At 68.6% G+C, this 12,707-nt stretch carries 15 protein-coding genes and 1 pseudogene; 7 read left to right on the forward strand and 9 right to left on the reverse strand.

Annotated features, from left to right (window positions below; all coding sequences use genetic code 11):
- Nucleotides 1–16: 16 nt before the first annotated feature.
- The 3 genes and pseudogenes from VAPA_RS07050 to pbpC all read right to left on the reverse strand — a co-directional run bounded on the left by VAPA_RS07050 (nt 17) and on the right by pbpC (nt 4,344).
- A complete protein-coding gene (locus VAPA_RS07050; protein WP_021006078.1) occupies nt 17–1,297 on the reverse strand; it encodes a CynX/NimT family MFS transporter in 1,281 nt (426 codons plus the stop codon).
- Complete coding sequence (locus VAPA_RS07055) at nt 1,294–1,983, reverse strand: FadR/GntR family transcriptional regulator (protein WP_021006079.1); 690 nt, start codon at nt 1,981–1,983, stop codon at nt 1,294–1,296. The genes VAPA_RS07050 and VAPA_RS07055 overlap by 4 nt, the downstream gene beginning before the upstream one ends.
- Before the next feature lie 121 nt (nt 1,984–2,104).
- Nucleotides 2,105–4,344, reverse strand: a pseudogene (pbpC, locus tag VAPA_RS07060) (penicillin-binding protein 1C).
- A gap of 275 nt (nt 4,345–4,619) precedes the next feature.
- Between pbpC and VAPA_RS07065 the strand changes: the two are divergent.
- Nucleotides 4,620–4,838 carry a hypothetical protein gene (locus VAPA_RS07065; RefSeq protein ID WP_196232564.1) on the forward strand — a complete coding sequence of 73 codons (219 nt, stop codon included), beginning with the start codon at nt 4,620–4,622 and terminating at the stop codon, nt 4,836–4,838.
- A gap of 18 nt (nt 4,839–4,856) precedes the next feature.
- On the opposite strand, the gene VAPA_RS07070 is transcribed toward VAPA_RS07065, so the two are convergent.
- The 5 genes from VAPA_RS07070 to mnmH are packed head-to-tail and all read right to left on the reverse strand — an operon-like array spanning nt 4,857 to nt 7,846.
- Nucleotides 4,857–5,483, reverse strand: a complete 627-nt coding sequence (locus tag VAPA_RS07070; RefSeq protein ID WP_021006081.1) for a LysE family translocator — start codon at nt 5,481–5,483, stop codon at nt 4,857–4,859.
- Between the two features lie 37 nt (nt 5,484–5,520).
- Entirely contained in the window at nt 5,521–5,790 is a 270-nt protein-coding gene (locus VAPA_RS07075) for a DUF2277 domain-containing protein (RefSeq protein ID WP_021006082.1), read from the reverse strand.
- A gap of 31 nt (nt 5,791–5,821) precedes the next feature.
- Nucleotides 5,822–6,316 (reverse strand): GNAT family N-acetyltransferase, encoded by a 495-nt coding sequence (locus VAPA_RS07080; protein ID WP_021006083.1) that lies wholly within the window; start codon nt 6,314–6,316, stop codon nt 5,822–5,824.
- On the reverse strand, nt 6,313–6,738 hold the full coding sequence (locus VAPA_RS07085) for a GNAT family N-acetyltransferase (RefSeq protein ID WP_021006084.1): 426 nt from the start codon (nt 6,736–6,738) through the stop codon (nt 6,313–6,315). The genes VAPA_RS07080 and VAPA_RS07085 overlap by 4 nt, the downstream gene beginning before the upstream one ends.
- Before the next feature lie 34 nt (nt 6,739–6,772).
- Entirely contained in the window at nt 6,773–7,846 is a 1,074-nt protein-coding gene (mnmH, locus tag VAPA_RS07090; RefSeq protein WP_021006085.1) for a tRNA 2-selenouridine(34) synthase MnmH, read from the reverse strand.
- A gap of 195 nt (nt 7,847–8,041) precedes the next feature.
- On the opposite strand from mnmH, the gene VAPA_RS07095 reads away from it, so the two are divergent.
- The 6 genes from VAPA_RS07095 (at nt 8,042) to VAPA_RS07120 (ending at nt 11,995) form a co-directional block, all read left to right on the forward strand.
- Nucleotides 8,042–8,518, forward strand: a complete 477-nt coding sequence (locus VAPA_RS07095; protein WP_041946033.1) for a DUF4124 domain-containing protein — start codon at nt 8,042–8,044, stop codon at nt 8,516–8,518.
- A 12-nt stretch (nt 8,519–8,530) separates the two neighbouring features.
- On the forward strand, nt 8,531–8,977 hold the full coding sequence (locus tag VAPA_RS07100; protein WP_021006087.1) for a ribonuclease HI family protein: 447 nt from the start codon (nt 8,531–8,533) through the stop codon (nt 8,975–8,977).
- Nucleotides 8,978–9,025: 48 nt separating this feature from the next.
- Nucleotides 9,026–9,274 (forward strand): DUF3297 family protein, encoded by a 249-nt coding sequence (locus VAPA_RS07105; RefSeq protein WP_021006088.1) that lies wholly within the window; start codon nt 9,026–9,028, stop codon nt 9,272–9,274.
- Between the two features lie 7 nt (nt 9,275–9,281).
- Nucleotides 9,282–10,613 carry a TrkH family potassium uptake protein gene (locus VAPA_RS07110; protein ID WP_021006089.1) on the forward strand — a complete coding sequence of 444 codons (1,332 nt, stop codon included), beginning with the start codon at nt 9,282–9,284 and terminating at the stop codon, nt 10,611–10,613.
- A complete protein-coding gene (locus VAPA_RS07115) occupies nt 10,603–11,271 on the forward strand; it encodes a potassium channel family protein (protein WP_021006090.1) in 669 nt (222 codons plus the stop codon). Before VAPA_RS07110 ends, VAPA_RS07115 begins: the two co-directional genes overlap by 11 nt.
- A 202-nt stretch (nt 11,272–11,473) precedes the next feature.
- Entirely contained in the window at nt 11,474–11,995 is a 522-nt protein-coding gene (locus VAPA_RS07120) for an O-acetyl-ADP-ribose deacetylase (RefSeq protein ID WP_021006092.1), read from the forward strand.
- Nucleotides 11,996–12,041: 46 nt separating this feature from the next.
- Here VAPA_RS07120 and VAPA_RS07125 read toward each other — a convergent pair whose 3' ends face one another.
- The gene (locus VAPA_RS07125; protein ID WP_021006093.1) at nt 12,042–12,686 is read right to left on the reverse strand and encodes a hypothetical protein; all 645 of its coding nucleotides are present in this window, start codon (nt 12,684–12,686) and stop codon (nt 12,042–12,044) included.
- Between the last annotated feature and the right edge of the window lie 21 nt (nt 12,687–12,707).

Below are 12,707 nucleotides of genomic sequence, written 5' to 3' on the forward strand. Positions count from 1 at the left end.
AGCGAGGCGGGTTCCCTCAGCGCCGGGGGACCGTCACCGCGCCCACGTGCATCGTGCGCCCCGCGCCAAGGCCCGCCATCACCAGCGCAATGCCCAGCCCGATGAACAGCCATGAGGACGCGCGGAAGCTGCCGGTCCAGCCGTGCAGCAGGCCGGCCACCAGCGGCCCGCATGCGGCCACGACGTAGCCCACGCCCTGCGCCATGCCGGAGAGGTGCGCCGCCACGTGCGAATCGGGCGAGCGCAGAACCATGAACGTGAGCGCCAGGGCAAAGGTGCCGCCCTGCGCAATGCCCAGCAGCACGGCCCACAGCCACACGCCGCCGAGCGGCGCGAACAGCATCGCCAGCATGGCAGCCACGGTGACGACGGCCAGCACCACCGCCAGCCCGCGCTGGTTGCGCAGCCTCACCGCCACCGCGGGAACGACGAGGCAGGTCACCACCTGCGTCATGACCGCCAGCGACACCACGTAGCCGGCGGTTTCGCCGCCGAGCCCGCGTTCGCGCAGGATGGGCGCGAGCCAGCCCATCACGGTGTAGGCCAGCGCCGATTGCAGGCCCATGAAGAAAGTGACCTGCCAGGCCAGCCGGTCGCGCCACAGCCCGCGCACGGCAAAGCCCGATTCGCTGGCCACCGGCTTCAGGGGCAGGGCCTGCGGCGCCCAGATCAGCGTGACCAGCAGGGCAGGCACCGCCCACATCGCAAGCGCATAGGTCCAGCCGCCGCCCAGCGCATGCTCGAGCGGCACCGTGAGGCCCGCCGCGCTGGCCGCGCCACCGCACACCGCCATGGTGTAGAGACCCATCATCAGCGCCGCCTGTTTGGCGAAGTCGCGCTTCACGAGGCCCGAGAGCAGCACGTTCGACACCGCGATGCCGCTGCCCGCGATGGCCGAGGCCACGAACAGCAGCGGGATGCTGCCGGTGCCGCGCAGCAGCGTGCCCAGCAGGATGAGCACCATGCAGGCAAGCAGCGTGCGCTCGGTGCCGAAGCGCCGACCCAGGCCCGGTGCCAGCGGCGCGAACACGCCGAGGCAGGCGATGGGCAGCGTGGTCAGCAGGCTCGCAGCGGTGGCCGAGAGTCCGGTGGCCGCGATGATCTCCGGCAGCACCACCGACAGGCTGGCGAACACCGGCCGCAGGTTGAAGGCAATCAGCACCACGCTGGCGCCCAGCAGGACACGGCGGCCCAGGTTGCCTGCAGGCGTGGGGCGAGGCGCGGGCGTGCTGTCGGCCTCGGCGTCGATCAGCAGCTCGTCGGCGGCGCGGGCCGCCCGGAACGCCACCGCGCTCATCGGACAAGCTCTGCGTCTTGCGCCAGCGCATCGATCATGGGCGACATGAAGGCGCGCACGGCCTCCGCGGCACGGTCGGGGTCGCGGCTTGCAATGGCCTCCATGATGGCCGTGTGCGCGGCCGTGTCGGGTTCCGGCAGGCTGGTGTCCATCGTGCTCGCGATGGTTTCCTTGATGTAGCCGGCGATGAAGCGGCAGGTCTCCGCCAGCGCCAGGTTGCCCGAGATGTCGACGATGGCCAGGTGAAAGGCCAGGTCGCGTTCGATGAAGCTCGCGCCGCCGTCGCTCGCGTCGGGCACGCCGCGTTTCTCGAGCAGGGCTTTCAGGTTGCGCAGGTCCTTGGCGGTGTGGCGCACGGCGGCCAGCCGCGCGGCCTCGACCTCGAGCGCGCGGCGCACCTCGAACTGGTCGCGCAGGCTTGCGCGTCGCATCTTCTGCAGGCTGGCCGAGGGATCGAAGCCCGAGCGCACATAGGTGCCCGATCCCTGCCGGACTTCGAGCAGGCCGCGCGAAACCAGCGTCTTCACGGCTTCGCGCACCGTGCCGCGGCTCACGCCCAGCAACTGCGCGAGCTGGGGCTCGATGGGAATGCGCGATCCCACGGCCCAGCGGCCAGCCGCGATTTCGGCACGGATGCTGTTGGCGGCACTGTCGGCCAGGGAGGTTCGGGGGGCTTGGAGGAGCATATGAATAAGAAAGAACTAATTCATTGAATCATTGGATGAATTCTCGCTCGACTTCAATGCCGCAGTCGAAGGCAGGGGGATTGGGGGGCTTGCCGGCCGGCGCAGCCGCCGGCAGCCGCGTTCATCGGCGCGCGCTTTTCGCGACCACGCCCGCGCCGCGCACTTCGAGCTTGCGCTGGTCGATCACCTTGCCGGTGGCGTCGACGAGTTCGATCACGTGGCGGCCGGGCCAGGGCAGCCATTGCGCGCTGTTGCCGCGCGCAAAGTGCTTGCCGTCGATGCGCCATTGCACGCCGCGGCCTTCGGCCTCGAAGCGCACGCGCTGGTGCAGCGGCGGAATGTCGGGGTCCAGCGCGATGATAGTGCCGTCGGCCGGCGCGGTGATGCGCGCGGCTGCGGCGTCCGCAGATGTACCGGCGCCGGTGTTGTCGAGCGCGAAGAGCGGCTGCTCCGTGCCCTGCAGGAACCATTCGCTGCGCGCCGCTTCGAGCGGATTGCCGTCGGCGCCGGGACCGAACGCCACGCTGGCCTCGACCAGCCCGGCCGGCGGCCTGGGCGCGCGGCTGGGTTCGCGCGCGTGCAGGAAGCGCATCACCTCGGCCCACACCGGCGCCGCACCGCTGGTGCCGCTCACGTCCCACATCGATGCCCCGCTCGCGTTGCCGACCCACACGCCGACCGTGTAGCGCTGCGACCAGCCCACGGCCCAGTTGTCGCGCATGTCCTTGCTGGTGCCGGTCTTCACCGCGGTCCAGAAGCGCGTGGAAAGAATGCTGTCGAGCCCGAAGGTGCGCGTGCGTGCGTTCGCGTCGGACAGGATGTCGCCGACGATGAAGGCCGCGCGCGGATCGAGGATGGGCGCGGCGGCGTTGTCGCCGGCCCTGGCCTTCGCGGTCGAAGCCTGCGCCGGCGCCCGCGCAGTCAGCGTGGGCAGCCCGTAGCGCCCGCCGTTGGCCAGCGTGCGATAGGCGTTGGCGAGCGACAGCAGCGACACCTCGGCGCTGCCGAGCGCAAGGCTGTAGCCGTAGTAGTCGCCGCTTTCGCGCAGCGGCAGGCCGGCCGCGCGCAATTGGCGCGCGAAGGATTCGGGCGACACCATCACCAGCGTGCGCACGGCCGGCACGTTGAGCGAGGCGGCGAGCGCGGTGCGAGCCGACACCGGACCCTTGAACTGGCGGTCGTAGTTCTGCGGAATGTAGAGTCCGCTCGCGGTGCTGATCTGCGCCGACGAATCGTCGATCAGAGAGGCCGCCGTGAGCCGCCGCTCGGCGATGGCCTGCGCGTAGAGCAGCGGCTTGAGCGTGGAACCGGGCTGGCGCAGCGCGGTGACCGCATCGACCTCGGCGGCCTGGCTCAGCGGGCCCGACGAACCGACCCAGGCGAGCACCTCGCCGCTCGCGTTGTCGAGCACCACGAGCGCGCCGCTTCCACGTGGCGGCCGCGCAGCTCCTTCAGGTGGCGCTGCAGCGTGGCCAGCGCAAAGCGCTGCAGCGGCGCGCGCAGCGTGGTCCGCACGGCGGCCTCCTTGTCGCCGGCCTCGCGCAGGTCTCTGAGCACACGCCGCGCCGCATGCGGCGCAATGCCTTCGTTCGCGTCGAACGCCCGTCGCTGCACCGCGGCGCTCGTGAACATGTCGAGCGCATCGCAATCGATCTTCTGTCCCGGTTCCATCGCGCGCATGACTTCGCATGCGCGCTGTGCCACCAGCGCGGGCTTGGCGTTGGGCGCGCGCACCAGCGCGGCGGCCACGCTGGCCTCGCGCGCGTCGAGGCCGCTCGGCGCCTTGCCGAACAGGGTGCGCGAGAGCGCGTCGATGCCCACGATCTCGCCGCGGAAGGGCACGGTGTTGAGGTAGGCCTCCAGGATCTGGTCCTTGCGCCAGCTGCGCTCCAGCTGCGTGGCCGCCACGGTCTGGCCGATCTTCTGCGTGAAGGTGCGGCCGCTGTTGGCGCGGCGCAGGTCTTCGTCGAGCAGGCCCGAGAGCTGCATCGTGATGGTCGATGCGCCGCGGGTGCGGGTGTTCCACAGGTTGCCCCATGCGGCGGACGACACCGCGCGCCAGTCGATGCCGCTGTGTTCGTAGAAGCGCCGGTCTTCGCTCAGCACCATGGCCATGCGCAGCGCGGGTGAGACATCGGCCAGCGCCATCCACTGGCCGCGCCGCACGCTGGCATCGGTGCGCACGCGTTGCAGCAGCTCGCCGTTGCGGTCGAGCACGGCGGTGTCGGAAGAACGGAACTCTCGCTTCACCTCCTCGAAGCTCACGGCACCGGCCAGCGCAGGTGCCGGCTGTGCACAGGCGATGGCCGTCAGCGTTGCGGCAAGGCAACTGCGGCTGGCGGAGAAGGGCAGGCGGTGCATGGAAGTCGTGATGGCAGGGGCCGAAATCGGCGGCGTGGCGGCGCCATTCTCGGCGAAGCGGCCACGGGAATTGCACCTACTTGCAGACGGGCGCGCCGCCGCCTGCGACGGGAAGGACTTGGCTGCAAAGTTTGCAGCACGTTCCACATCCGGTAACGAACTTCACACCCCGGCCTCATGGCGGATACGCAGCCGAGACGGAGGTGGCCTTCAATGCAGATGCCGGCTTGCGGAGGCAAGCCGTCTTTTCCAGAACTCCAAGGAGAGATCAAATGATGATGAAGACATTGGCCATTCTGCTTGCCGCATCGGCCGCTCTGGCCGGCTGCGTCGTTGCACCTTATGACCGTCCGGCGCCGCGCCCGCACTATGGCTACGGAGATCGCGACCGCGACCGCGACCGCGACGGTGTGCCCAACCGCTACGACCGGGACCGCGATGGCGACGGCGTGCCGAACCGCTACGACCGCAACCCGAACAACCCGTACCGTTGACCCTGGCCGGAGCGCGCCTCAGGCGGGCCGGCGCGCGAGCAGTGCCCACGCGCCCGCCGCGCTCAGCAGCGAGCCGCCCGCAAGATTGAAGCGCCGCTGCGCGCGCGGCGAGGAAAGCAGCTTGCGGGCCGATCCCGCGAACACGGCGTAGAGCGTGGCATTGAGCGCTGCCATGGCCACGAAGGTGACCCCCAGCACCCACAGCTGGCGCGTCATGTCGGCCGCGGGGCTCAGGAACTGCGGCAGGAAGGCCACGAAGAACACGATGCCCTTGGGGTTGAGCGCCGTCACCAGGTAGGTGTTGGCGAACAGCCTCCAGCGCGAATCGGGCGCGGCAGGCGCCGCGATTTCGGTGCCGCCGATGCCCGCGCGCAGGAGCTTGATGCCGAGGTAAAGCAGATACAGCCCGCCCACCCACTTCACCACCGTGAACCAGAATGCCGATGCGGCCAGCAGCGCGCCGAGGCCGAGCAGCGAAACCACCAGCGCGGTGGAATCGCCGAGCGCCACCGCGGCCACCAGCGGCACGTTCGCGCGCCGGCCGTGCGACATGGAATAGCTGATCACCGTGAGGATGGTCGGCCCCGGAATGATCAGCAGCACGGACGATGCGGCGACGAAGGCAAGCCAGAGTTCGATCGGCATGGGTTGGTTCTCTCCAATGATGTTGTCGTGATGGGGTTCAGGTACCGAAGCGTGCGGCCGACCTGGCCTTCGCGCGTTCGGCCTCGATGGCGCGGTCGCGCGGCTCGGCAGTGGTGACCAGCGAGCCGATCAGCCGGGCCGCGCTGGCGGCCACTTCGTCGACCGCGCGCTCAAAGGCTTCCTGGTTGGCCTTGGACGGCACGCTGAAGCCGCTGAGCTTGCGCACGAACTGCAGCGAGGCGGCGCGGATCTCCTGCTCGGTGGCGGGAGGTTCGAAGTTGTAGAGGGTCTTGATGCTTCTGCACACGGGAACTCCATTCGGCAGGGGATGCGTCAGTTTATCGAAGCAGCGCCATTGCGTGGGCGTCGTGGTAGGTGCCGTCGATCAGGCTGGCGCGGCGCAGGAGGCCTTCGTGTTCGAAGCCGAATCGCTCGTACAGCGCTTTCGCTTTCGGGTTGTCTGCGCGAACGGAAAGCTCGATGCGAGTCAGTCCGCGCGCCCATGACTTGCCGATGGCCGCTTGCAGCAGCTGCGCGCCGAGTCCGTGGCCGCGTGCCTCGGGCAGCAACGCGATGCCAAGCACGCCGATGTGGGCCCTCGAGTGGCCGAAGACCGGCGATACGTCGCACCAGCCCACGACCTTGCCGCTGCCATCGACCGCCACGAAATGAGGAAAGCCCGCTGCCAGCACGTTGCGGTAGAAGGCCAGCGATTGTTCCCATGGCGGCGCCTGCGTCAGCGCAAGGTACTTCTGTTCGCGCGCCACGACGTCGAGCGCCTTGTGCAGGCTTTCGAAGTGATGCTCGTCGGTGGAGACGACGGAATGGCTCATTCGATCAGGCCGCGCTCGAAGGCCTGCGCCTGGTTTTCGAAGATCGCCATCGCGGTCTTCATGCGCCTGAAGCCGAACCTCTCGTAGAAGGGCTCCTTGCCAACCACGGCATAGAGAATGATCTTGCGGTGCCCGCGCGAGAGTTCCACCAGCCGCGAGACGATCTGCTTGCCAAGGCCCGTGCCCTGGTGGCTGGGGAATACCGCCACGTCGCAGATGTAGGAGCAGTCGAGCCCGTCGGCCATGGCGCGGCCTGCGCCAACGAGGCGGCCCTCGTCGAACACAAGGCACTTGAACATGCTGTTGCCAAACACGAGCTTCAGGCCGTCGGGCTGCTTGTTGCCGAGCGGCGCGGCCTGGTAGAGCCGCGAGAGCTCGTCCCAGTCGAGGCCTTCGAGCGAATGGCGCCATTCGAGTGTCATGCAGCCTGCCTTTCTGTTGCCGTCAATCGGCCCGCTATCCCCCGGCGTTCAGCCGAAGGATGGCCTCCGCCACCGCTTCGATGCCCGCGTCCGTCAGGTCGGGCGCGGCCACCTGCTGGCGCAGCGGCCACTTCTCGAAGTGGCGCGCCTGCGAGCGTTCATAGTGCGGATCGTAGTGAAGCGCCATCAGTTCGGCAAAGAGCTGCGGCAGGTCGCCCTGCAGCGCCCATTCCTGCCAGCGCTGCACCACCGCCTTGCCCTGCATTTCCTTCAGCCTGTCGAGCTGGCCAGCGAGCGCGGCGCGGTCGTCGCCCAGGTAGGCGTAGTCGCGCAGCAGATAGTCGAGCCGCGCGGCCGCATCCGCCTGGACTTCGATGCAGGCGGCGGCGCGCATGTGCGCGACCAGCGGAATGGGCACCGAGAGCCGGCCGATGCGCGCGCTTTCGCCTTCCACGTAGAGCGTGCGCGACAGGTCGAGCGCACTGAAGCAGGTGGCGATGCGCGTCTCGAACTGCTTTTGCGACGGCTGCGGTACGCCGGGCAGGGCGCCCAGCAGCGAACCCTTGTGGCTCGCGCAGTGCTCCAGGTCGAGCACCTGTTCGCCGCGCGCGGCCAGCGCCTGCAGGATCCGCGTCTTGGCGCTGCCGGTGGCGCCGCAGATCACCTTGAGCCGAAGCTTCGGCACCGTGGCTTCGATCTGCGCCAGCACATGATGGCGAAAGCTCTTGTAGCCGCCGGCGAGCTGCTGCGCGTCCCAGCCGACCAGGCGCAGCCAGGTCACCATCGAGCCGCTGCGCAGCCCCCCGCGCCAGCAATACACGAGCGGGCGCCAGTTGGCGGGCTGCTCGGCAAAGCGTTCGCGCAGGTGCCGCGCGAGATTGGCGGCCACCATGGCGCCGCCGACGCGCCGCGCCTCGAAGGCGCCGGTCTGCTTGTAGATGGTGCCGACGATGCGGCGCTCTTCGTCGTCGAGCACCGGGCAGTTGATGGCGCCGGGAATGTGGTCGAGCGCGAACTCGGAGGGCGAGCGCGCGTCGATGACGGTGTCGAACCGGTGCAGGTCCGCCACGCGCGTGGGCTGGTGGCGCGGGTTGTCGTGCTCACGCATGGGGCTGCCCCAGGTGGCGTCGCGGCCGGCCCTTTGCCAGGCCGGCACCGGCCACCAGAGCGAACATTGCAATCGATACGGTCATGGCCTGATGCGGTTGGAGGAAAGAGCGGACAACCTTCGATTGTAGAAACCCGGCCAGAATGCAGGGCAGGGGAGACACTGTCGTCTTCGGCTGCCAATGGCGGAGGTCGCATGATGCGCACATCGGTTCTCTTCATTCCGGTTTTCTTCTTCGGCGCGGCCGCCGCCATGGGCGCGCAGGCGGCCGACGTGGTGCGCTGCACCGATGCGAGCGGGCGCATCGTCTATACCGACGGCCCTTGCCCCGCCGGCAGCCGGCTTTCGCGCCAGGTGCCCATCACCGAGCCGCTGACCGTGACCCCACCCGCTTCGGCCGAAGAAGCGCGCCGGCCGGCGTACACACCGCCGCCGCCGCCGCCCCCGACCAGCAACGCGCCGCAGGGCCCGGCCATCATTCCGCGCAACGTCGACGAGCCGCAGCGCCCGGTGACCGAACCGCCGGTCTATACCTGGGGCCCGGACCCGTACTACGACGGCGGCCGTCCGATCGTTCGTCCACCACGGCCTCCCCGACCGCAGGACCCAGGTCCGCCGCCAGGCCAGCGGCCTTGCCAGAACCTTGCGGGCATCAAGCGCAACAACTGCTGAGTCGACGCAGCGATGCCACTTCGCCACTGGACCGTGTACTGCGACGGCAGCGCGATGCCGAACCCCGGCCGCATGGGCGCCGGCGCGGTCATCACCGAGCCCGACGGCACCCGCCACACCCTGTCGCTGGCCAGCCATGCCATTGGCTGCAATAACGAAGCCGAGCTGAGGGCGCTGACTCTCGCCCTCGAGGAACTGAAGGCAAGAGGCGCGACCGCGGTGCTGGCCTATACCGACAACAGCATCCTCGTCGAGCAACTCGGCACGCCCGGCGCCAGGCCGATCGCGCGCATGGCCGGCCTGTTCGAAGATGCCCGCGCCTTGCTCGAGTCGTTCGAGGAGGCGAGCCTGCGCTGGGTGCCGCGGCACCGCAACCACGAGGCCGATGCGCTCGCGCGCGCCTCGCTGGGCGTTGCGCCCAAACCTGCGGCCAGGAAGGCGCCGAGGAAGCGGCGCTAGGGTGGGGCGCCGGCCGGGGCTTCGGAGAGAGGCCATATCATCCGCGTCATGACCGAAGCCAATTCTCTTCCGCCTCTTCCCGATCACCTGTCCACCGACCCGCGCAGCCCCCACCACGTGGCGGCTGTCTTCGAGCACGACATCGGCATCCGCTTCAACGACAAGGAACGCCTCGACGTGGAGGAATACTGCATCAGCGAAGGCTGGATCAAGGTGCCCGCGGGCAAGACGGTGGACCGCAAGGGCAAGCCGCTGCTGATCAAGCTGAAGGGCAGGGTCGAAGCGTTCTACCGCTAGGAAAAGCGTGACCACGAGGCTCACGCACCCGTCGTCCGTACTGGCGCTTGCGTTTCTCGCGGTCATCGGCACCGGCACGGGGCTGCTGATGCTGCCCGTGTCCCATGCGGCGGGCGAGGGCGCGCCCTGGCTGGCGGCGCTCTTCACCGCCACCTCGGCCGTGTGCGTGACCGGGCTCGCCGTGGTCGACACCGGAAGCTACTGGTCGGGCTTCGGGCAGGCCGTCATATTGGGCCTGTTCCAGCTCGGGGGCTTCGGCATGATGACCTCCGCCACGCTGCTCGGGCTGCTCGTCAATCGGCAGATGCGCCTGCGGTCGAAATTGCTGCTGCAGGCGGAAACCCATTCGCTCGGGCTGGGCGACGTCAGGAGCGTCGCGAAACTGGTCCTGATCGTGACCTTCGCGGTGGAAGCCGTTGCTGCGCTGCTGCTTGGCGCCCGTTTCGCCCTCGGCTACGGCATGGACTGGCGCGAAGCGCTGTGGCAGGGTGTCTTCCACGCCGTGTCGGCTTTCAACAATGCCGGGTTTTCCACCTGGAGCGACAGCGTGGTGCGGTTCGTGCACGACGCCTGGGTGCTGGGGCCGCTGATGGTGGCCATCGTGGTCGGCGGGCTCGGCTTTCCGGTGTTGCACGAGCTCATCGGCCTGCGCCGGCGCCGGCAGGTCCGATCGATACACACGGTCCTCACCTTGTGGGGCACGATCTTCCTGATCGTCGCGGGCACGGTGGCGCTGCTGCTGGCCGAGTCCGGCAACAAGGCAACCCTCGGAGCGCTCGACTGGCCCACGCGCGTGCTTGCGGCGGCCTTCACCTCGGTCTCGGCGCGCACGGCCGGCTTCAATGCCGTCGACATCGGCGGACTCACCGTGGAGTCGCTGAACCTGCACTACCTGCTGATGTTCATCGGCGGCGGCAGCGCCGGGACCGCCGGCGGCGTCAAGGTGACGACCTTCTTCGTGCTGCTGCTGGTGGTCTGGAACGAGATCCGCGGGCACCAGGACGTCGAGTTCCAGGGGCGGCGGATTTCCACCGCCGTCCAGCGCCAGGCGCTGGCCATCCTGGTGCTCAGCGCGGGCGCCATCGTGCTGGCCACCTTGACCCTGGTGCCCATGACGTCGCTGCCTTACGAGAAGGTGCTGTTCGAGGTCATTTCCGCATTTGCCACCGTCGGGCTGTCGACCGGCATCACCGCCGAATTGCCGCCGGCGGGGCAGTTCGTCCTGGTCCTGCTGATGTTCGCGGGGCGCGTCGGCATCGTCACCCTGGCCGCCGCCATGGCCGTGAACCACACACGGCGCGGCTACCGTTTTCCTGAGGAGAAGCCAATTGTTGGGTAGTAGAAACAATGCAGACAGCGTGGTCGTGATCGGCCTGGGCAGGTTCGGCTCCGGCGTGGCGCGCGCACTGGCGGAACTGGGGCACGACGTGCTGGCCATCGACACCGACGCCGAGGCGGTGCAGGCGCATGCCGGCGTGCTCGGCCACGTGGTGCAGGCCGACGCCACGGACCTGGAGTCGCTCAAGCAGCTTGGCGTGAACGAATTCCAGCATGCGGTGGTCAGCATCGGCCAGAACCTCGAGGCCAGCGTGCTGACCATCTTGAACCTGAGCCAGATGGGCAACAAGGACATCTGGGCCAAGGCCAACAGCCAGCAGCACGGACGCATCGCCGAGCGGGTGGGCGCCCATCACGTGGTGTACCCGGAGGCGGACATGGGGCGGCGCGTCGCGCACCTGGTGACGGGCAAGATGATCGATTTCATCGAGTTCGAAGACGGTTTTGCCATTGCCAAGACGCGGGCACCGAGCGAAACCCATGGCAAGCCGCTGTCCGGATCGGCAGTGCGAACCCGGCACGGCGTCACGGTGGTGGGCATCAAGCGACGCCACGAGGATTTCATCTACGCCAAGGAGAACACCGTCGTCAAACCCGGCGACCTCCTGATCGTGGCCGGCCCGACGGAGGCTGTGGAGCGGTTTGCCGCGCGGGTCTGAGCGGCCAGTGCGCGCAACCGGCCCGGGGCACGCACCCGGCCCGCCCCAAACATGGCGATCCGCAAGACCCGCCCCTGATCGAGCCCTACGTCAAGAAGGAGCAGCCGCAGGAGATCGCGGTGGCCAGCTTCGTCGGCAACATGGGCAAGCTGATCGCATTCAGCGCGCCTGTCGTCTAATCTGCCCTGAAGGGGGCTGAATCATGCGGAAAGCGCTTCGTGCCATGCGCGGCGACATCACCACGCTGCAGGTCGATGCCATCGTCAATGCGGCGAATTCATCGCTGCTCGGCGGAGGCGGCGTCGATGGCGCCATCCACCGCGCGGCCGGGCCCGAGCTCCTGCACGAGTGCCGGCTGCTGTCGGGCTGCAAGACCGGCGACGCCAAGCTGACCAAGGGCTATAGGCTGCCGGCCCGATTCGTCATTCACACCGTCGGGCCGGTCTGGCGCGGCGGCTCGAACGGCGAGCCGGAACTGCTGGCATCGTGCTATCGAAAGTCGATGGAAATCGCCGGGCAATGCGATGTCCGCACGCTTGCGTTTCCGTCGATCAGCACCGGCATCTACGGCTATCCGATCGAACTCGCGGCGCCCATCGCGGTGGTCTCGGTCCGATCGGCGCTGGCAGCGGGTGCGAGCGTGCAGGAGGTCGCGTTCTGCTGCTTCTCGGACGCGGACCTTGCCGTGTACGAGGCGGCGCTTGCGGCGGCGAGGCCCGCATAGAACGCAGGCCCTCCCGCGCCTTGCTTCAGAGAGACGGCAATGCCGCTCAGCAAAAAACGATGGCCGTCTTGTGCGCGATGCTGAGTCGGGCCGACTCATAAAGCAGCAGCCACGACTCGATCTCTCGATACAGACCTTCCTCGTCTTCGCCGCTCGCGCCGAGGCGGGCCGCTTCGGCGTCCGAGAGTTGACCGTTCGAGAGCGCGATGCCGAGTGCAGGTGCCACCAGCACCAGTTCTTCAAGCAGTCTGTACGAAGAACCAAGCATGCCGCCGGGCAAATCGGTCTCGTCTTCCTCGGCAAACAGCACTTCCTCGAAGTCGACGGGCAGGTAGAAGCCTTCCGCGTCGGAGTGGCAGAGCAGGTGGCTGTCGAACCCGCTGGCCACGTCTTCGAGCGTCGCGTCCTCGGTGGGGTCGGTGCCCTCCGGCAAGGGCGCGGCCATCCACCCGGGTGATCTCACGCGATGCGCGTAGGCGCGGCGAAGGTGGTGGATGAACGAGTACGGCAGGCCGTCGAGCTGTGCGCGAGACTCGATCGGTGGCAACTCGCGAGGCTCGACGTGCGGCGGCAGGCCCGCTTCGGCGAGCTTGCGGTTTGCCGCAGCGAAACCCTCATTGAGCCATTCGGCACCCTCGGGATCGTTTGCGAGCAGATCGGCGAGCATGCCGACACCAATTGACAGGCCCATGGGGTCCTCCTCGTTTCAATG

The organism is Variovorax paradoxus B4, from assembly GCF_000463015.1.
GTDB classification, from domain to species: domain Bacteria; phylum Pseudomonadota; class Gammaproteobacteria; order Burkholderiales; family Burkholderiaceae_C; genus Variovorax; species Variovorax paradoxus_E.